This window comes from Nocardia sp. Marseille-Q1738, assembly GCF_965283145.1.
On sequence record NZ_CBDIMS010000004.1, the window covers coordinates 17,507 to 37,352 of the forward strand.

Below are 19,846 nucleotides of genomic sequence, written 5' to 3' on the forward strand. Positions count from 1 at the left end.
GCTGCTCGGCCTATCCGGGCGTCGCCGTGGGCTGGGCCTCGGCGCGGTCGAGTTGCTCGTCGAGGGCCATAGCGGCCGCGACCAGGGCCAGGTGGGTGAATGCCTGCGGGAAGTTGCCCAATTGTTCGCCGGAGGGACCGATCTCCTCGGCGAAGAGCCCGACGTGATTGGCGTAAGTGAGCATCTTGTCGAAGGCGTAGCGGGCTTGGGTCACCCGGCCCGCACGGGCGAGTGCCTCGACATACAGGAAGCTGCACAAGTTGAAGGTGCCTTCGACGCCGCGCAGACCGTCCGGCGATGCCTCGGGGTCGTAGCGGTAGACCAGGCTGTCTCGGACCAGTTCGTCGTCCATGGCGTCGAGGGTGCTCAGCCATGCCGGGTCGCGCGGTGACAGAAACCCCATGCGTGGCATCAGCAGCAGCGACGCATCCAGCACATCGGTGGCGTAATGCTGGACGAAAGCCTGCCGCTTCGCGCTCCAGCCGCGTTCGACGATCTGGGCGAACACCGCGTCCCGCGCCTGTGTCCAGCGGGCTACATCAGCGGGTCGCGAGTAGTCGGTGGCCAACTGGATGCCTCGATCGAACGCGACCCACGTCATCAGCCGGCTGTAGGTGAATTCCTGCTGGCCGCCGCGAGTTTCCCAGATCCCCTCGTCGGGCCGGTCCCAGTGCTCGGTCAGCCAGTCGGTCAGGTTCGCGAACGACCGCCAACCCCAGATGCCACCCATATCCGACGATTGAGCCAGGGCGTCGGCGGCCTCACCGTAGATATCGAGTTGGATCTGATCCGCCGCCGCGTTCCCGACCCGCACCGGCGCGGAACCGCAATAGCCCTCCAGATGGTCTAGTACCTCCTCTTCCAGATGCGGGTCACCATCGATCCGGTACATGATCTGCAGCGGCTCACCGGACGCCGTGTCACCGGCGTCGAGGCGGTCGCGCAGCCAGCGCCGGAAAGCCAATGCCTCTTCGGTGAAGCCGAGGTCGATCAACGCCCGGACCGACAACGAAGCATCCCGGACCCAGGTGTAGCGGTAGTCCCAGTTGCGCTCGCCGCCGAGTTGCTCCGGCAGACCCATCGTGGCCGCGGCGATCGGCGCACCGGTGGGTGCATAGGTGAGCAGTTTCAACGTGATCGCCGAACGGTTGACCATGTCCCGCCACCGGCCCCGGTAGGTGGACGAACGCAGCCAGGACTGCCAGAAGCCCCGGCACTGTTCGAACGCGGCGGCGATATCCTCGCGCGACGGATGCGCCGGCGCTGGACCGTCGCTCGCGTTACTGGTCAACACGATCACGGCGGTCTCCCCTTCGGAGAGCGTGAAGCGGGCCGTGACGTCCCCGTCCTCGGTGTGCAGCAGAACCGGGTCGGTGGCCTGCAGATGCAGATCCGTGCCGGGGCCGTGAAAGACCGCAGCCCGGTCGCCGAGCCGTTCCAGGGTGTGTGTGGCGCGTCCGTAGTCGAATCGCGGGCGGCAGGTGAGCATGAGCGGCAGACTCCCCCGCACCACCCGGGCCACACGCACCAGCCGATGCTGGTCAGTGGGTGCGGAATCGCGGATCGGCTCCATGAAGTCGGCGACCTCACCGACCCCTTCGGGCGCCATGAACCGAGTGACGAGGATGGCCGTGTCCGGCATGTACAGCTGGCGGATCGCCACGTCCTCCGTCGTGAGATCGGCGGCCAGGCGACAATGTCCGCCCCGCTCGCTGTCCAGTAGTGACGCGAAGATGCTGGGTGAATCGAGCCGCGGTGTGCACCACCAGTCGATCGTGCCCGCGGACGAGACCAATGCCGTAGTCTGCAGATCCCCGACGATGCCATGCTCGGAGATCGGTGGGTAGGCGTTCACGATTTACTCCTTCATACAGGGAAATCGGGCATAACCGGACGGCCGGAAGTGGCCCCGCCCAAGCGTCCGCACCTCCTCTCCGGAAGCACTCTCCTTCACAGTGTGCGCCGCGCCGCCAGCGCGCGGGAGAGAGCGGACGAAAGTAGATCTGTTCCAGATAGCGAATCTGCGGTGAACTAACGTTGCAGACGTCTTCACCGTGGAAATCGCATTTAGATCAGGCTTTCAATCTGATGGCGGCGAGCCTCGCGCGATCATCGGCGAGATCAGCAACCATTGGACAACCCTCGATTTCGTCAATGATGAGACTGGTGTCGCCGCGACGAACGCTGTGAGGACCGATGGAACGCAGCAGACAAGCCCTCCTGCACGGACCCCTGTTTTCCCGGAGCGTTCCGCTCGACCGCCGAAACGCGGCCAGCCGGATCAGCGCGTACATCTACGGCAACGTCCTGATCCTTGCCGCACTGATACCGGTCACGCCGTCCGCCGAGAACGTCGGCATCTTGGTCGTACTCGGGACCGCCCTCTCCACGTTCATCGCGCACGCCTTCGCCGAAGGGGTCGGGCAAACGGTGCGCCAGAGCCATGCTCTCTCCCCACAGGAGCGATGGGCGGACCTGCGCGACTCCGTCCCCATCCTCAGCTCGGCCGTGCTGCCCTGTGCGATCCTCGCGGCCGCGGCAATCGGGTGGATCGAACCACGCACCGCACAGGTGCTCGCGGAATCGGCCATGCTGGTGCGGATCGGCGGAATCGTCTTCGTCATCGGTCGGCTCCACGGCGAGCAGCCCCGTCGTTCGACACTGCTCGGAGCGGTCCTGCTGGTCTGCGCGGCCACCACCGTCGTGGCGGTCAAGGTCATCCTGACCCACTAGGCGAGCGGAACTCGGCGCCGCCGCGCCGAAGCGTGATCACATGCGCCTCGCTGCGATCGGGTTCGCATCGCACAGTGCGCGGCGTCTGTTTGCCGAGCACAACGATCCGGCACCGATCCACGATCCCACACACCAGCAAGTGGGCCCGGTGGAGAATCGTTCATATCTGATCGGGTCTTCGAGGAAGGAGCGAATCATGTCCGAAAATGCGTCGGTCAAGCAAGGAATCGCGGCAGGAACCTCGTTAGGGGCCGCGATCATCCTCGTCACCGTCGGACTGCTCCAGCTGTTCCAAGGCATCGCTGCGGTAGCCGAGGACGAAGTCTTCGTAGTAGGCGTCGAGTACGTCTACAAGTTCGACTTCACCACATGGGGCTGGATCCACATCGTGCTCGGAGTACTGATGACGGCGGTAGGGTTCGGCCTGTTCACGGGAGCGGGCTGGGCGCGAATTGCCGCGGTCGTCATCGCGGCGATATCGATTCTCGCCAACTTCCTGTGGCTGCCGTATTACCCGTGGTGGTCGGTACTGATCATCGCACTCGACATCGTTGTGATCTGGGCGGTCACGACATGGAAGCCCGAACGCGTCTAGTCGGCTCCCTTTTCTGAGCGAAATTCCCGATCGTGGGCCGAGGCTATGACAGAGCGAAACGATCTCTCCGTCCCGGAGCCCGACGAACGCACTGACGCGGCCGACCGATGGAACCTGGCCGGCCGCGCCGAATATGGCAGGTCGGTACGGCGCCGAATACCGCTCGGCGTGATGGCCGAGTACGAACCACTCTCTGAACGCGACCCGGTCGGACTGCTGGAAACTCAGGCAGCGACACGAATTCCCGAACTCGTCCCGGTGCGGTACGGGCGGATGGCCGCTACGCCGTTCGCGTTTTACCGCGGAGCCGCCGTGGTCATGGCCGAGGATCTCTCGCATGCCCCGGCCACCGGCCTGATCACCCAAGTGTGCGGCGACGCGCACCTGAGCAACTTCGGACTCTTCGCGACACCGGAACGCAGACTTGCCTTCGACCTCAACGATTTCGACGAAACCTACCCCGGCCCGTTCGAATGGGACGTGAAACGACTCGTCGCAAGCCTCGCGGTCGCCGGGCGCGACAACAACCACAGCGGCAAACAACGCAGGAGATACACCCGCGCCTGCGCCGCCGAGTACCGCGAAACCATGAACTACCAGTCCGCACGTGGAGAGCTTGCGGTCTGGTACTCCCATATCGACGCCGCGACCGAATTGGACGGACTGCGCGAGGTCCTCGATTCCCCGACCACAAAACGCATACAGAAGACGATCGACAAGTCCTGGAGCCGAGACAGCGTTCAGGCGCTGTCCAAACTGACCACAGTCGTCGACGGGCAGCCGAGAATCGTGAGTACGCCGCCGCTGATCGTCCCGATCGAGGAAATCTTCACCGGCGCCGATGCCGAGCATTTGAACCGGGCACTGATCCAACGGCTCGGTCACTACCGCGACACGCTGCAACCCAACTGGCGGGCCCTGTTCGATCGGTTCGAATACGTCCAAGCGGCGCGGAAGGTCGTCGGCGTGGGCAGCGTCGGCACCCGCGCCTGGATCATCCTTCTCCGCGGGCCGAGCAACGATCCGCTGTTCCTCCAGATCAAGGAAGCCCAGCCGTCGGTCCTCGCGGAGCACCTCGATGGCCCATCGGTCACGAACCAGGGTGAACGTGTCGTGACCGGGCAGCGGCTGATGCAGGCCGCCAGCGATATCTTCCTCGGCTGGCAGCAAGGGCCGGGCGAAGACGGAGTGGTACGAGACTTCTACGTCCGTCAGCTCCGCGACGGCAAAGGATCCGCCGACATCCAGACCATGTCCCCCGAACTGATGACTCGCTACGGCCGTCTGTGCGCCCGCGTGCTCGCCCACGCCCACGCACGTGCCGGCGACCGGTTCGCGATCGCAGGTTACCTCGGCTCGGACAACGACTTCGAGGAAGCGATGTGCGCGTTCGCCGAGAACTATGCCGACCAGAACGCACGCGATCACGCCGCGCTGCGCAACGCGATCGATGACGGCACGATCACCGCCAGGCTCGGGGTGTAGCCGGTGAACAGCCGCCGAGCCTCCTCCGCCGACGCCGTGACCCGATCGAGGCCCGGCAGGCGGACGAACGAGGAGCCGACCTGCTGGGCCAGGGTGGCGGGGACGGACGCAGGCCCTCGTGCGGCTCCGCACGCTGGCGTGGCACCGCAAGCCGCCTGGTTGACCAGCGTTCGACTCAGTTCGGTGAGATCGGCTGGAATGGCCGGAGTTCGTCCGCTCCCGCTCGGACGAGCCCGGCACAGGACTCCGGCACCTCGTTCCATGCCCCCGAAAGGTCGCGGAGGGGTTCGGAGACCACGAATCGAGTCGCGCCACCGAGACGGTGTAGCACCTCCACCTCGGGATGCAGAGCGCGCAGCTTGGAGATCTCCGTCGAGAAGAACAGCGACCGCGTCTGCCGTTCACTCGAGTAACGGAAGACCCAGATCGATTCGCCTTCCGTCGTCGCAACGGTCATCTGGACCGGATTGTCCACCCCGTGCGCGCGGCCGACCTCTTCGACGAAACCGACTGCGCGGGCGACGGCATCGATGGGATCGTCGGCGAGGCCGAAGGTCAGGGCGAGGAAGAACAGGGCTTCGGAGTCCGTCGACCCCTCGAGGTCGGGAAACAATGCCGGGTCCAGCGCGGTCACCAGGTCACGCCGGATCTCCCGATAGCCACGCAGGGAGCCGTTGTGCATCCACAACCATCGCCCATACCGGAACGGATGACAGTTGCTGCGCTGCACCGGTGTCCCGGTCGACGAACGCACGTGTGCGAAGAACAGCGGAGTTCGCACCTGGCCGGCGATCTCGCGGAGATTCCGGTCGTTCCAGGCGGGTTCAACACTCTTGAACACCGCCGGTTCGGTGCCTTCCCCATACCAGCCGATACCGAAGCCGTCACCGTTCGTAGTGGTTTCTCCGAGGCGCGAGTGCAGACTTTGATCGATCAACGAATGCTGCGGCCGGAACAACAGGTCCTCGGCGAGGATCGGCTCCCCTGAGTACGCCATCCACCTGCACATTCGTCAATTGAAACAGAAGCCGTGACCGAAACCCGGGCATTCCCTGTTCGGGGCGTGTGTCGGCCGAGCGCCTGCACACTTTATGACCTTGTGTCTCAGCCGGGTTGTCTTCGCAGGTAGGATGCCGGTATACGCCATGTCCGGGATTCGCTTGTCCACATCCGAGTCGCCGAGAGCGGACACATGGACAGACCGCAGGCACCAACACAGAATTTCGACTTCCGCCCGACGAGGATGCCTACGCAGGACTGGCTGGATCCAGATAGGACGAGCACAACCGCCGGAAAGGCCGGAATATCCTGGCCTCCTAGCCGAAACGCCGAGTGGACGGAGCGTCGAAAATGGAAGGCTTCTGGGACTTCTTCTGGTTCATCTTCGCCACTTTCGCATTCGTGGCATATCTGAGCGTGCTGTTCTCGATCATCACCGACCTGTTCCGTGACCATGAGAGTTCGGGCTGGGCGAAGGCTGTCTGGATCTTCTTCCTGTTCTTCGTGCCGTTCCTGTCGGCGCTGATCTATGTGGTCGCCAAGAACGACGGAATGACGCGGCGGTCGATGGCCGCCGCCCAGCATGTCCGGCATGCCCAGGACGACTACATCAGGGAAGTCGCCGGGAAGTCCCCGGCTCAGAACATCGCGGAGGCGAAGGCGCTGCTCGACTCCGGCGCGATCACAGAAGAGGAGTTTCAGGTCCTCAAGGCAAAGACGCTGACATAGCGGCACTGCCACTCGCGGCCGGTCTTCTCCGTATGCGAGCGGCCCGCACGAGCTGGAGAGCGGAGCTGTGGCACTTACTCGGCAGCTCGGACCGGCCTAGGCCCATGAGAGGAGCGCCAGATGTCGTCGGCGCCGACTGTGCGGTCGAGTTCCCTCGTGCTGGCGGTGTTGGCGTCGGGGCAGTTCTTGATGACCCTCGACAGCTCCGTGATGAACGTTTCCATGGCCACCGTCGCCCAGGACGTCGGCACCACGATCACCGGAATCCAAACCGCCATCACCCTGTACACGCTGGTGATGGCGTCGCTGATGATCACGGGCGGCAAAGTGGGCACCATCCTCGGCCGACGCCGGACGTTCGGGTTGGGCCTCGTCATCTACGGCGTGGGCTCGTTCACCACCGGGCTGGCACCGAATCTGCCGATCCTCCTGCTGGGGTGGTCGTTGCTGGAGGGTATCGGCGCCGCCCTGATCATGCCGGCGATCGTCTCCCTCGTCGCTGGGAACTTCGCACCGGAACGCCGTTCCGCGGCCTACGGTCTGGTGGCGGCGGCGGGAGCGATGGCGGTCGCGGTGGGCCCGCTGCTCGGTGGTGCCGTCACCACCTTCGCATCGTGGCGGTACGTCTTCTTCGGCGAGGTGGTCGTCGTCGTGCTGATCCTGCTGGCGTTGCGCCGGGTCGAGGACGCTCCTGCGAACCGTGTCCGGCTGGATCTCATCGGATCGCTCCTGTCTGTGATCGGGCTCGGCATGGTCGTATACGGCGTGTTGCGGTCGAGCGAATGGGGTTGGGTGCGGACCGTAGCCGGCGGACCTGCCGTGCTCGGTCTGTCGCCGGTCATCTGGCTGTTGATCGGTGGCCTGCTGGCGTTGTACTTGTTCCTGCGGCGGCAGACCCATCTGGTGGAGCAGGGCCGCGATCCGCTGGTCGATCCGGGGCTGCTGGCGAACCGACAGCTCACCGGGGGCTTGACCATGTTCTTCGCACAGTTCGCGGTTCAAGCCGGAGTGTTCTTCTCCGTGCCGCTATTTCTGTCGGTGGTACTCGAACTGAGCGCACTCGAGACCGGGGTGCGGATCCTTCCGCTGTCGATCGCACTGGTCCTGGCTGCGGCGGGCATCCCCCGGTTGCGACCGCATGCCGATCCGCGCCGGGTCGTTCGCATGGGTTTGTGCTCGATGATCGTCGGCGTGCTGATCCTCGCTGCTGGAATGGACCCTGGCGCCAATGCGGCCGTCGTGTCGATTCCGATGCTGTTGATGGGACTGGGTCTGGGCGCCTTGTCCTCGCAACTGGGCGCCGTCACGGTGTCCGCCGTGCCCGATTCGCAGAGCGCCGAGGTGGGGGGACTGCAGAACACCGCCACCACTCTCGGTGCGTCCCTGGGCACCGCGCTGATCGGGTCGATCCTGATCGCCACGCTCACGTCGTCCGTCATCGCGGGCATCGAGAACAATCCGGCTATTCCGGTGTCCGTGCAGGAGCAGGCCACCACGGATCTGGCTGCCGGGGTGCCGTTCCTGTCCAACAGTCAGTTGGCGGGCGCGCTCGATAATGCCGGTATCGACGACACCACCGCGGACGCCATCCTCGCGGTCAACTCCGGGGCCCGCCTCGAGGCGCTGCAAGTGGCGTTCGCCGTCACCGCTCTGCTCGCGATCGCGGCGCTGTTCGGCACCGGTCTGTTGCCTCGCCGATCGGTCGCCGCACCGGACGGGAAGGAGCAGCGCACGCCAGGGGAAGCCGAGCCCGGCGACGGGGGATGACACGACCGTACGTGGCCAGGGTCGAACGTGGGCTGGGTGCGGGGATGATCGAACGACCGTTCGCGGTATTCGCGCAGCGGCAGCGTCATTCGCCGTCGCCGCTGTCCGGGCCCCGCAAGTAGCGACCGATGGTGGTCTCGTCCAGCGCGAGTGCCTTGACGACCGATGCCGCGCCCACGATCACCAGTGACATGATGAAAAGCCAACTGACCGAGGTGAATGCCAGCCCCAGCGGACCGAAATGCTCTTGAGCGTTCGTTGTGATACGAGGCAAGACGACACGGCCTGCCGCGTGCACCGCGGTCAATCCGACCGCGGTGAGCACCCCGGACACCCACAGCAGACGTCCGGTCAGCGCTCTCTTCGTAAGAAGAAAGGGAGCGAGCACCCAGACGAACACCCAGATGAGCACCTCACTCAGCAGGGCAAGCAGCCGACCTGCGTAACGGATCTGAGCGAGTTCGCGTGTCTGCCCGACCAAACCTGCGGCGAGGGCCACCGCGAGCAGCGCGGCCAGCCACCGCCAAGCGTCTCGCGGACCAATCGCGGGCACCTTCCAGATCGCCTCGTAGACGCGCCCGAGAGCGCGCGCGAACGAGGTGCCGCCGAGCAGGACCATCAGCAGTCCGACCACACCGAACGCAGCCACCGACGGATCGGTAGGAACGGCTTCCCCGTCGGACAGCGATCTGGAATCGAAGCCGAACTGGTCGCTGATCGTGTTCGCCGGCGCCTGCCAGCCACTGAAGATGGACGCGGCGATCATCACCGGCAACACCGAGGTGAAGATCTGCGCGGCGAGCGCCAGCGACCGGTCCACGATCTGGATCTCGGCAAGACCCTCGATCGCGCGGCGCAGCGTCCGGCCGTACGGCGTTCCTCGCAGCCAGCCGGTCGCGGCCTGGGTGCGCGCGATAGATACTTCGCGGGCCAATGCCACCGACAATTTCACGGACCGCACCGTGCTCACTGTCCTTCTGTTCGTTCCATCGGGAAGGGCCGGATTGTGCCAACTGGCCTGGTCTGCAACGTGGCCACGATGTCACCGTGCGGCACGACGGTGCGGAGTAACCGGCACCGGTCTCCGGCCGAGCCGCTGGGAGAACCATCCGCTGTCGGCATCGAACGTCCCATCCACCTCGTCCGACGCGCCTGGAATCGGTCGTCCGACTGGTCATGAACAGCACATATCCTGTCGAATCGAACGCTACGCCGACATCCCGGCAACCACGTCGACTTAGTTGATTCCGGTGGCACAACCGGGATGCCTGTTCGAGGCCTCGGACCAGCTCACGGCACACTGCTCTCCGGCCGTGGCGAGGCCGAGCGGATCTCCACTGTCGGGTGAGAAAGAAGCGTTGCATTACGCCATGCGCTGCTCGAACGCCTGGGTACTGGCACCGGTGGCGGGATCGACGGTGAAAACTCGCAGGTTCACCGTATTCGGGGCGAGGTCCATAACCATGAAACCCACTTGGTGGAAGTTCCCGAACGCCATCGGATGGCTGTCGGCCCCACCGAGGCTGGGCTGACCGGAAACGGTCTTGGCCGCCGCGCCGGAGATGATCTGTCGGGTACCCTTCGACATCGGGGACGGCTCCAGCACCTGGAGCGAATGGTCATGGCCGGACATGATGAAGTGCACCTTGCCGACCACATGGTCTTCGAAGAACCGCTTCACGTGCACTCCGTTGATCGGTTCGATCGGCAGGCCGTCATAGGAGCCCGCGCTACCGTGCGGGCCGTTGTTGAGATACGGGTGGTGGGTGCAGATCACCTTCCATTTCGCGGTGGATTCCGCGAGCGCCTGGTCCAACCAGGTGCGCTGGTCGGTCATATACGGACCATCGACCGCCCAGTACGGGTCGAGCACCGGTGGAATGTAGGCACCGAGCGGGTTGAGATCGAGAATGAAGAACTCGACTACCGGGTTCTTCGCGGGCACCGGCAACGAGTAGTACCGGCTCGGCATCCACCAGCGCGAGGAGATTCCATGGTAGGCGACCTCGAAGTTGCCGCGCGCCAGCCAGCCGCCGTCACCGGGAAAGACCGAACTCGTATCGTGATTGCCGAGGACCATGGCCCACCGGAAATCCAATCCGGCATTCGGGTTTTCGAACTTGGTCGCGAACTGGATGTCCTGATCGTCGTCCGGGCCGGAGTCGTAGATATTATCGCCGAGCCCGACGGCCAGCGAGAACGGTTCACGGGCATGGAATTCCCGCGCCGCATCGGCGACCGCCCACTGGGTCCGGGTGCCGGTGCCCGCGTCGCCGGTGACCAGGACGCGGACATTGCCGCCGGTCGGGAGATCGAACTTGGCGACGCCCTCGGCGACCGGTACGGCCTGCGCCGGGGTCAGGCCGAGCAGTGCCGTTCCCGCCAGCGCACCGGCCGCTCCGGCCAACAGCTGCCGGCGATTGATGTGCGACATCTCGGATTCGTTCACTCTTGCTTCCTGCGCTTCACTGCTTGTTCTCGCGTGGTCGGTCGAATCTAGACGGCGCACATGGATTGCATGACGCCCTTGACGATCGAAGCACCGTAGTCCGCGGGTGCGAAGGCGAGCTTCTGGACGAGCGAGAGTTGATCGATGATCGTGCCTCCGACTCCGGCCGCGCTCGCGAGGGCGCCGCCCGCCTTCATCAGCAGGCTCGTGGTGTCGAACACCAAGGTGACCAGATCCAAGGCGTTTTCGACCTGGACGTCGTCACACCGTGGCGCACCGATTCCGGTAGCGCCGGATCGAGCAGCACCTCCACGTCGTAGTGGGTGTGGATGTCGATCATGCCGGGGATCACCCACTGACCGGTGGCGTCGACGACCTGGCCGCAGCCGGTCTCATCGAGCAGTACGGCGGATACCTCGGTCACTTTGCCGTCGCGGATGCCGAGTTGGCGGACCGCCGACGGGGCGCCGGTGCCGTCGAACCACCGGCCGCCCTTGATGATGCTGTCGAACATCGCTGTCTTCCTATAGTGCGATCTCGCGCCGCACGACCTTGCCGGTCGCATTGCGTGGCAACGGTTCCGCGGTGATCCGCCACCGGGCGGGCACCTTGAAATAGGCGAGCCGCTCGGCGACGAAGGCCCGCAGTTCCTCCGCGGTGACCGCATCCGGGTCGGCCACCACCACCGCGGCCACCTCCTGACCGAGGTCGGGATGGTCGACACCCAGCACCGCCGACTCCCACACCGCCGGATGTTCATCGAGCGCGTTCTCGATCTCGGTGGGATACACGTTCTCCCCGCCGCGCAGGATCAGATCCGTTCGTCTGCCGGACAGTCGGAGCCTGCCGTCGGTGAGCACGCCGAAATCGCCGGTGCGCAACCAGCGTTGCGCATCGATCGCGGCGGCGGTCGCCGCATCGTCGTTCCAGTAGCCGAGCATCACGTACGGGCTGCGCACGCAGATCTCGCCCTCTTCGCCATCGGGCAGGACGACGCCGTCGGAGTCGCGGATTTCGATGGCGACACCGAGAATCGGCCTGCCGACGCTCTCCGGGTCGGCGGCCAACTCCAGCGGCGTGGCCACCGTTGCCGCGGTGCCGCTCTCGGTCAGCCCGTAGCTGGTGGTCAATGCGAACTGCGCGACGGGAAGCCGCTCCCGCAACCGCTGGTGCAGCGCGGGAGAAGACGGTGCCGCGTTGAGCGAGAATGCCGTCAGTGAGGTCAGGTCGTAGCGGGACAGGTCGTGCTCGAGCAGCCGGCTCGCCATGGTCGGCACCGCGGCCCAGTTGGTGACCCGCTCGCGTTCCACCAGCCGCAGCACCCGGTCCACGTCGAACCCGCCGTGCGGGAATACCACGGCCGCGCCGGTCGCCAACCGCGGGACCACCAGGTTGTGCAGGCTCGCGATGTGAAACAGCGGCAAGGTGATCAGGTAACGGCGGTCGCTGGGGCCCGAGCTCGGCGGCCGGCCGGTGAACGCGGCCAGGATCGCATCGGAGAATCGGTGATAATCGCTGATCGCCACCAGGTTCCGATGCGAGTGCACCACGCCTTTCGGCCTGCCGCTGGTACCGCTGGTGTAGAGGATGACCGCGGGATCGTCCTCGGCCACCGAGGTGCGCGGGATTTCACCGGTGTGCTCGGCGATCAGGGCCGGCAGGTCCTCTTCCATCGTCAGCACAGGTACGTCGACACCCGAGTCGGCGAGCAGAGCAGCTCTTTTCGCGTCGGCGATCACCACCGTCGGCGCCGTGTGGCCGAGCCCGTACGAGATCTCCCTCGGCGCCCACCACGCGTTGTAGCCGACCGGGATCGCGCCGAGGCACTGCGCCGCCCAGAACGCGATCACCCATTCGGGGGTGTTGGCGGCGAAGATGCCGATCCGATCGCCCTTGCCGACGCCGTGGCGGTGCGCCAGCGCCGCCGCGAGAGCTCCGGCCCGAGCGGCATGCTCAGCGAACGAGATCCGGCGCTCCTCGGCCACCAGATAGTCGCGATCACCCCACTCCAGGGAAGCGTCGAGCACGTCGAGCAGGCTGCGGCGGCGGTGCGCCAGCACGGGTATCGGCACGCCGAGCACCGGTTCGACGGTCATCTCGAACGGCGCGCCCGGCGCGGTCAGGCCCGCGACAATCTGGGCCGTCATCGCCTGTGGGTCAACAGCTTTCGTCACCAATACCTCCACTATGGAATGAGCACCGCGCGCCCGCGGATCGTGCCTGCGTCGAGTCGGTCGAAGGCGGTGCGGGCGGCCGCGAGGTCGAAACGTTCCACCTCGGCCCGCACCGCACCGGCGCGGGCCAGTGAGACGACCGCCGCCAGATCAGCTCGGGTGCCGCCGTAGGACTTGCGCACCGTCGCGCCCCACGGCAGCCCGGGCCCACCGGCCGGGCCCGCGTCGATCCCCGGCACGCCGCCGCCCAGTCCTACCATCCGGTACGCACCGTTGGGCGCGACGGTTTCGACGGCCAGCTTCGCGGTCGCGTCGGAGCCGACGAAGTCGAATACCGCCTCGGCGCCTCGCCCGCCGGTGAGGTCGAGGATCGCCGCCGCCGTGTCGTCGCCGGCGAGCAGCGCGATATCGGCGCCGCATTCGGTGGCCAGCGCCAGTTTGTCCGGGGCGACATCGACGGCGACGATCCTGGTCTCGGTGATCGCGGTGAGAATCTGCACCGCCACGTGCCCGAGGCCGCCGATGCCGATGGCGACGACCGTGGCGCCCGGCCACAGCTGGTCCCAGGCGCCGCGGATGGCGTGCATCGGGGTGAGGGCGGCGTCGGCAAGCGGCGCGGCCTGCGCGAAATCCAATTCACCGACCGGCATGAACGAACTCGCGGGAATCCGCACGTATTCGGCCATGCCGCCGTCGGGGCCGAGCCCGGGACACGGGGGCATCGCCGTCCGGCCCGCGGCAAGGCAGACATTCTCGTTACCGCGCAGGCATTCCCGACACTTCCCGCATGACCAGCACAGGTAGACGATGCCGCGATCGCCGACCGTCCGGCCCGCGACGTCGGCGCCGATCGCCTCGATGGTGCCCGCGATCTCGTGCCCCAACGTCAGCGGATCCTCGCGCAACGGGAACGGCAGGCCGAGCACGAAGGAATCCGAATGACAGATCCCGGCTGCACCGACCCGCAGCAGCAGATCATCGGGCCCGATAGAAGGGATCGGCACCGTCCGCAGCTCCAGTGTGCCCGGTGCGGTCAGCTGCATCGCACGCATCGTCATCGCCGACCACCCGCCGCGCCGAAGACCGCCTTCAGATAGGCATCGCATCGATCGGAACCGATCAGCCGGGGCGCCATTCGATTCATGGTGTAAGCGAAGGTTATTCGCCGGTCCAGGTCGTTGACGACCATCGACCCGCCGTAACCGGACCACCAGCACACGCGCCCGTCGGGCACATGCGGCGCAGTCTGCGAATATGGGAGGCCGTAGCCGATGCCGAACCGCAGCGGGGTCAGCAATGCCAGGTCGACGCCCTCGGACTGCTGCCGGAAGATCAGGTCGAGGGTGTCCGGCGACAGGAACCGCTTCCCGCCCAGCTCTCCCCCGCATGAGATCAGCGACTGCACCCTGGCCACCGAACGCGCGTTGCCGTGCCCGTTGACCGCGCCGATCTCGGCCTCGCGCCAGGCCGGGGTCGCGGTCTCGGCGATATCGAGCAGCGGGCTGGTGAGTGTCTTGATGAGCACACTGTCCTGATCCAGCGTCGCCAGGCCGAACTCGGGCAATTCCGGCGGTATCAGGGTGGCGATCCGGTCGGCATGCTCGGGGCCGGTGCCGATGTGGAAGTCGGCGCCCAACGGTCCGGCCAGCTCCGCGGCGAAGAACCGCCCGAGCGACATACCGGTGAGGCGGCGCACAAGTTCTCCGACGAGGTGGCCGTAGTTCAGCGCGTGATAGCCCGATGCTGTGCCCGGCTCCCACCACGGAGCCTGCGCCGCCAACCGCGCGGCGGCGGCCTCGGCATCGTAGATGTCGGCCAGCTCGATCGGCCGCTCCCAGCCGGATACCCCCGAGGTGTGCGACAGCAGGTGCCTGACCGCGATGTCGGCCTTTCCGTTGGCGGCGAACTCCGGCCAGTAGTGGGCGACACGCTCGTCGACGTCCAGCTCGCCGCGATCGACCAGCAGCAGCGCACACAGCGCGGTCATGGTCTTGCTGACCGAGAAGACGTTCACCAACGTGTCGGCCCGCCACGGACTGGTCCGCTCGCGATCGGCGTGGCCGCCCCAGAGGTCGAGCACCGGATCGCCGTCTACCGTGACGCACAGTGCCGCACCGAGTTCGGCTCCTAAGGTTAGGTGCTTGTCGAAAACCGCTCGCACCTGGGCGAATTCGTCGTGGCAGAACCCCGATGCGCCGCTCATCGCCGCACCCCCAGCGCCGCCCGAGCGGGAACCGGCAGCGTATTCCCCGCCGCAGCAGCCCGTTTGGCACCGCGGGCGATCTCCTTCATCAGTTCGCGGACATACGGCTCGAACTCGATCTGGATGGTGTGCCGCGGCGAATCGTAATACCGCCCGCTGCGCCGGGATTCCTGCTCGCGCATTTGCCGGTCGATCTGCTCGCGCGGCGGCAGATGATAGCGACCGATCAGGTAGGCGGCGACGAGCTTGGTCTGCTGTTCGGCGAAGTTGACCAACGTCGGCAGCGGCTGCGCCAGCCCGAGGTAGAAGAGATTGTCGACGCCCGGCTTCATCATCATCTCGAACAGCGGGAATCGATTGGCCGCGTCGGGAACCAACGCGGGATCGGTGAAGAACGGGAAGCTGATGTGATAGCCGGTGGCACAGAGCACCACATCGATCCGCTCGACGCTGCCGTCGGCGAAATGCACCTGGTCACCGGCCAACCGGGTGATCGCGGGCTTGAACTCCACGTCGCCGCAGCCGGCGCGGTGCAGGAACTCCTCACTCGCCGACGGATGCGCCTCGAACGGTTCGTGATCCGGCGCGGGCAAGCCGTAGTTCTGCATCTCGCCGCGGTACTTGCGCACGAACCGCTGCCGCAGCTTCAATCCGATCTTCGCCGGCATCCAGGCGGGCATCGAACGCCGATCTCCCACTTGGCCGTTCACATACTTCGGCAGCACCCAGACGCCGCGCCGGGCAGAGACGAACAGCTTCTCGGCGATGAATCGCTGCGAGAGTTCGGTGGCGATGTCCAGGCCGGAATTTCCCATGCCGACGACCACGATCCGCTTGCCGCGCATGTCGACCGGGTCGAACGGGTCGTTGTAGGCGTGGCTGTGCATCAGCACGCCGTCGAATTCGCCCGGGTAGTCGGGGAATCGCGGGTTCCAGTGGTGGCCGTTGCACACGATCAGCGCGTCGTAGGCATCGGTCTCGCCGGTGCTCGTCGTCACTGTCCACAGGCCGTCGGCATCGCGTTCGGCGGCGGTGACCAGCGTGTTGAAGCGGATTCGGTCGCGGATGCCGAAGTGCTCGACGTAGTCCTTGAAGTATTGCAGCAGCTGCGAGTGGTGGGGGAAGTCGGGCCAGTGCGCGGGCGCCGGGAAGTCCTCGAACTGCAACCGGTACTTCGAGGTGTCGATGTGCAGGCTCTGGTAGCAGGCCGACATACCGTTGGGGTTCTTGAAATACCAGTTGCCGCCGACCTCGTCGGATGCTTCGTAGCAATCGAACGGAATGCCGTACTCGGCTAGGCGTTTGGCGGTGGTGATGCCCGACGGTCCGGCGCCGATGACGCACACCCGGGGCAATTCGCGTGTATCCATGCACAGCTCCTGACCGGCCACAGCTGTCGGCGACCACCGACGTGACCTGAACCACAAAGTAGCATTAACTAGACACGGCGTCTAGTGAATTTGCGTGTAGTCTAGACATCGTGTCCATGCCGACCGAACCGCCCGTGGCCCGCCGCGGATCGCTGCGAGAGGAACAGAAGCGCATCACCAGGACGCGCATCGTCGACACCGCGCGCCACCTGTTCGAAACGCAGGGCTACTCCGGCGTCCGAGTCGATGACATCGCCGCCGCCGTCGGCTGCAGCCGGGCAACCTTCTATCTGCACTTCACCGGCAAATTGGAAGTGCTGCGCGCCATCGCCGAGGCGGGCACCCTGGCCAGCGTCCGGCAGTTCTACGCCGACCTCGACCGAGTACTCACCATCGGATCACGAGAAGCGTTCGCGGAGTGGATGACTCGTGCCATCGACTGGTTCTTCGCGAACAAGGATCTGCTGCCCGCCTGGGACGAGGCGACCGCGCTCGAGCCCGAGTTCCGCGCGGTGGCGCGCGACGGCATCATGACGCTGGCCGACAGCATGCCGGACTTTCTCTCCCGCTGGCCCGCCGAGCGCCGGGACGAGGCGCGGCTGCGCATCGAATTGCTCGTCGCACAGCTGGAGCGTTTCTTCACCCGCTGGGCCATGCAGGGCACCATCGACGTGTCCGCTGAACAGGCCGCCGAAGTGCTCACCGGCATCTGGTTCCCCGCCCTCCAGGCGCCGGAGCGCTGATCGCCCTCGGGTCAGAGCAGTCCGACACTGCGGCTTGCGAGACAGCCGTGGCCCGCGCCGGTCACCCCTCGGCGAGCATCCCGCAGCCGGCGGCACTGACACCACAGCGGTGAACACCGCCTGCTCATCGGTCGGGCTGTCCCGATCCCTGCAGTGTGGGTGTACTCCGTCGAAAAGTTGCACAACGTGGGTGCCCCCCGGCCGCGCATTAGGGTCTGACCGCATGGCAGTCCTCTACCGCCCCATCGGAAGCCTGGCGATCGTACTCGGTGTGGCCGTTGCGATTCCGATGCTCGCGACCCTGGCCTTCGCGGCCATCGGCCACCCCGAATGCGCGACCATCCCGCAAGATGTGGGCCCCTGCGGATACTGGGCCCGCGTGGCGGAATACGGGCCGTTCATCATGCTGTGGTGATAGTGATCGTCCGGATCGGGCCGGGGAGCGTTTGGCAGCGGTTCCGAAAAATCTTCGCGGACAGCGATGAGTCCTCGGACGGTGCTCCGTCCTATCTGTTGAACGCGCTACCAACCCGGCGCGACCGACCAGAAGGACCAGAAATGACCACCGCCAACGCCTCCGCCACCTTCTCCAACGACGTCACCGACCGTCCCGGCAAGATCCGCAACCGCGCCCTGTGGACCCTGCAGATCCTGCTCGGCTTGTTCTTCATCATCGCCTCCGGCGGGCCGAAGATCGTTATGCCGAACGCCCTGATGGACAACGCCCCCGAGAATCTGACCATCCCCCTCGGGCTGCTCATCTTCATTGGAGTTGTGGAGGTCGCGGGCGGTATCGGCCTGATGGTGCCACGGCTGAGTGCCCTGGCTGCCGCGGGTCTGTCCGTTCTCACCGTGCTCGCCGCCGGGACGCAGGTTTTCATCGCCGACAAGCCCGTGATGGGGATCTTCCCACTGGTGCTCGCCGCGATCTTCGCCTGGATCGCCTACGAGCGCCGCGCCACCATCACCGATCTGCGCAACTCGCTCTCGCGATGACAAATCCATAAGTACGACCGGCGATCGGTGGCCCACCCACCGATCGCCGGTCGTACGTTCTCGGATCGATCGCCCGTCGGGTTGGCGGCGATCGATCCAGCGGCCATCTGGTCCGCGGCGGCCCGGCCCGGGCGCCGCTCCAGGTGGCCGTCGTCGCGTCGGGGCGTAAACGACTCACCGAGGCCGTGCGCCAGGCCCGCCCCAGATGGTGCGTCCAAAACTTCCATCGGATCGATCGGTAGTGCGGCGGTCGGCCAACTCGTCCGTCCCCTGTCCAGGCGGGCGCCGATGCACGTGGCCGGATGCCTGCCGGCTGGTTGAACGAACGAGCGATGCAATCGGCGGAAATTGTCGCGCAACGACGTGCGCCGGGCGCGCCCCACGATCGAGTAGTCACCTGTTGTGAACGGACTGCGGTGCTCACCCTCTCCGCATCCATTCCGGGACAGGGCAATTGGTGCGCCAATAAGGTTTCACACCGTGACGTCTCCGATGCTGTCGCGCGGACAGAACCTCACCTTGCCCGCAGCGATACGTCGTATCGATGCGGTCATCGGTTGGGCCGACTCCACCGCCGAAGTGAATGTCTCCGCACTACTGCTCGGAGCCGATCGGAAGGTCAGGCCTGAGGCCGATTTCGTTTTTACAACCAGCCACGCTCGATGGACGGCTCCGAGGCACAGCCACTGTCGACCGACGAAAGCCGTATCGAGAACGCCGCAGCGAAAGCGGCCGACGGCAGGAGCGGCCAAATGTGGTTCAGCACAGAGATTGTCGCGTGCATCAACAGCTTCGCACGGCGTAGGTGGCTTCCGATCTTCGGAATTCAACACCACGAAGTCATCACGGTGTCCGTCCTTCTTGCTCCCTGGCCTCATGAAGTAGGACAGCTTCACGCGCTTCGCCTGGGCGTGGAAGCTCCTGAGTAACGAAGGTCCGTTTCGCCCATTCATAGGCGTAGAGCGCCCTCCGCATCCAGTGGGAGGGACAATCTTGAAAATCATCACTGGGGTGAGGATCGTCCATCACCAGGGCTTCCATAGCCGCGTGAAAACCGGCTCTGTTGATATCTATTTCGGGAAAATACATGCTCAGTCCTTATTTTCAAGTCAGTGTGAGGCACCTCCGGCAATGGCAGCGATAGCAAGTGACAGCAACATGCGAACCGCACTTACCTGTCTGCTGGGAACGACGTCAGCAACCCGCGGCCCGGCTGCCGCAAGCTCGAGGATCGGATCGACGTGTTCGCCGTTCCGAAGCTGGTGGTGCGCGAACCGGCGAATGGTGGCGAAGGTCTCTTCGCGGCAGTCCCGCTCGTGGGCGGCCGGATCGCCAGTCGTGCGCACCAAGAGACACCACGGAAGCGGGTTCCGCGCCAGGCTGGGCCGGATGCTGCGGGGGCGGCACGCACCTCGTACTGAGACCGGAAAGCGTGACGAAAGCCTCCAGATGCGACTGGAGCGAGATTTCCACGTCTTGCCAGGTGAATACCGTCCGCGCGGTGATCTCCCGAGCCCGCCGGAGGACCTCCTCGGCAGTCGTACGCCCCTTATCCCGGTTCGTCGGCGAGTCGTCGAGCAAGCCGAGAAGGGCCGGCACCTCA

18 protein-coding genes and 1 pseudogene are annotated in these 19,846 nt (G+C 65.7%); 8 read left to right on the forward strand and 11 right to left on the reverse strand.

The window, feature by feature from the left end; all coding sequences use genetic code 11:
• Positions 1-10: 10 nt before the first annotated feature.
• A complete protein-coding gene (locus tag ACWPXK_RS16850) occupies positions 11-1,855 on the reverse strand; it encodes a glycoside hydrolase family 15 protein (RefSeq protein WP_454197082.1) in 1,845 nt (614 codons plus the stop codon).
• 341 nt (positions 1,856-2,196) lie between these two features.
• Here ACWPXK_RS16850 and ACWPXK_RS16855 point away from each other — a divergent pair, with 341 nt between their 5' ends.
• The 3 genes from ACWPXK_RS16855 (at position 2,197) to ACWPXK_RS16865 (ending at position 4,813) form a co-directional block, all read left to right on the forward strand.
• Positions 2,197-2,733, forward strand: a complete 537-nt coding sequence (locus ACWPXK_RS16855; RefSeq protein WP_454197083.1) for a hypothetical protein — start codon at positions 2,197-2,199, stop codon at positions 2,731-2,733.
• Positions 2,734-2,929: 196 nt separating this feature from the next.
• Positions 2,930-3,328 (forward strand): DUF7144 family membrane protein, encoded by a 399-nt coding sequence (locus ACWPXK_RS16860; RefSeq protein WP_454197084.1) that lies wholly within the window; start codon positions 2,930-2,932, stop codon positions 3,326-3,328.
• A 45-nt stretch (positions 3,329-3,373) separates the two neighbouring features.
• Positions 3,374-4,813: a DUF2252 domain-containing protein gene (locus ACWPXK_RS16865; protein ID WP_454197085.1), complete on the forward strand. Its 1,440-nt coding sequence runs from the start codon at positions 3,374-3,376 to the stop codon at positions 4,811-4,813.
• 175 nt (positions 4,814-4,988) lie between these two features.
• Here the strand turns inward: ACWPXK_RS16865 and ACWPXK_RS16870 are convergent, their stop codons facing one another.
• Positions 4,989-5,810 carry a class II glutamine amidotransferase gene (locus tag ACWPXK_RS16870; protein WP_454197086.1) on the reverse strand — a complete coding sequence of 274 codons (822 nt, stop codon included), beginning with the start codon at positions 5,808-5,810 and terminating at the stop codon, positions 4,989-4,991.
• A gap of 353 nt (positions 5,811-6,163) precedes the next feature.
• On the opposite strand from ACWPXK_RS16870, the gene ACWPXK_RS16875 reads away from it, so the two are divergent.
• Together ACWPXK_RS16875 and ACWPXK_RS16880 are read left to right on the forward strand one after the other, a co-directional pair.
• Complete coding sequence (locus ACWPXK_RS16875) at positions 6,164-6,541, forward strand: SHOCT domain-containing protein (protein ID WP_454197087.1); 378 nt, start codon at positions 6,164-6,166, stop codon at positions 6,539-6,541.
• Between the two features lie 120 nt (positions 6,542-6,661).
• Positions 6,662-8,308 carry an MFS transporter gene (locus ACWPXK_RS16880; protein WP_454197088.1) on the forward strand — a complete coding sequence of 549 codons (1,647 nt, stop codon included), beginning with the start codon at positions 6,662-6,664 and terminating at the stop codon, positions 8,306-8,308.
• 85 nt (positions 8,309-8,393) lie between these two features.
• Here ACWPXK_RS16880 and ACWPXK_RS16885 read toward each other — a convergent pair whose 3' ends face one another.
• From ACWPXK_RS16885 to ACWPXK_RS16920, 8 genes and pseudogenes are all read right to left on the reverse strand, one after another.
• Positions 8,394-9,269: a hypothetical protein gene (locus ACWPXK_RS16885; RefSeq protein WP_454197089.1), complete on the reverse strand. Its 876-nt coding sequence runs from the start codon at positions 9,267-9,269 to the stop codon at positions 8,394-8,396.
• 402 nt (positions 9,270-9,671) lie between these two features.
• Complete coding sequence (locus ACWPXK_RS16890; RefSeq protein WP_454197558.1) at positions 9,672-10,742, reverse strand: metallophosphoesterase; 1,071 nt, start codon at positions 10,740-10,742, stop codon at positions 9,672-9,674.
• A 62-nt stretch (positions 10,743-10,804) separates the two neighbouring features.
• Positions 10,805-10,978 (reverse strand): hypothetical protein, encoded by a 174-nt coding sequence (locus ACWPXK_RS16895; protein ID WP_454197090.1) that lies wholly within the window; start codon positions 10,976-10,978, stop codon positions 10,805-10,807.
• A 35-nt stretch (positions 10,979-11,013) separates the two neighbouring features.
• A pseudogene (locus tag ACWPXK_RS16900) lies at positions 11,014-11,271 on the reverse strand (hypothetical protein); the annotation flags it as partial.
• A gap of 10 nt (positions 11,272-11,281) precedes the next feature.
• Positions 11,282-12,931, reverse strand: a complete 1,650-nt coding sequence (locus ACWPXK_RS16905; RefSeq protein WP_454197091.1) for a class I adenylate-forming enzyme family protein — start codon at positions 12,929-12,931, stop codon at positions 11,282-11,284.
• 11 nt (positions 12,932-12,942) lie between these two features.
• Positions 12,943-13,983, reverse strand: coding sequence for an NAD(P)-dependent alcohol dehydrogenase (locus tag ACWPXK_RS16910; RefSeq protein WP_454197559.1), 1,041 nt, complete (start codon positions 13,981-13,983; stop codon positions 12,943-12,945).
• Between the two features lie 2 nt (positions 13,984-13,985).
• Positions 13,986-15,134, reverse strand: a complete 1,149-nt coding sequence (locus tag ACWPXK_RS16915; RefSeq protein WP_454197092.1) for a serine hydrolase domain-containing protein — start codon at positions 15,132-15,134, stop codon at positions 13,986-13,988.
• On the reverse strand, positions 15,131-16,504 hold the full coding sequence (locus ACWPXK_RS16920) for a flavin-containing monooxygenase (RefSeq protein ID WP_454197093.1): 1,374 nt from the start codon (positions 16,502-16,504) through the stop codon (positions 15,131-15,133). The genes ACWPXK_RS16915 and ACWPXK_RS16920 overlap by 4 nt, the downstream gene beginning before the upstream one ends.
• Before the next feature lie 116 nt (positions 16,505-16,620).
• Between ACWPXK_RS16920 and ACWPXK_RS16925 the strand changes: the two genes are divergently transcribed.
• The 3 genes from ACWPXK_RS16925 (at position 16,621) to ACWPXK_RS16935 (ending at position 18,243) form a co-directional block, all read left to right on the forward strand.
• A complete protein-coding gene (locus ACWPXK_RS16925; protein WP_454197560.1) occupies positions 16,621-17,247 on the forward strand; it encodes a TetR/AcrR family transcriptional regulator in 627 nt (208 codons plus the stop codon).
• Between the two features lie 223 nt (positions 17,248-17,470).
• Complete coding sequence (locus ACWPXK_RS16930; protein ID WP_454197094.1) at positions 17,471-17,662, forward strand: hypothetical protein; 192 nt, start codon at positions 17,471-17,473, stop codon at positions 17,660-17,662.
• A gap of 143 nt (positions 17,663-17,805) precedes the next feature.
• On the forward strand, positions 17,806-18,243 hold the full coding sequence (locus ACWPXK_RS16935; protein WP_454197095.1) for a DoxX family protein: 438 nt from the start codon (positions 17,806-17,808) through the stop codon (positions 18,241-18,243).
• Positions 18,244-19,086: 843 nt separating this feature from the next.
• On the opposite strand, the gene ACWPXK_RS16940 is transcribed toward ACWPXK_RS16935, so the two are convergent.
• Entirely contained in the window at positions 19,087-19,332 is a 246-nt protein-coding gene (locus ACWPXK_RS16940; protein ID WP_454197096.1) for a hypothetical protein, read from the reverse strand.
• Positions 19,333-19,846: the final 514 nt, after the last annotated feature.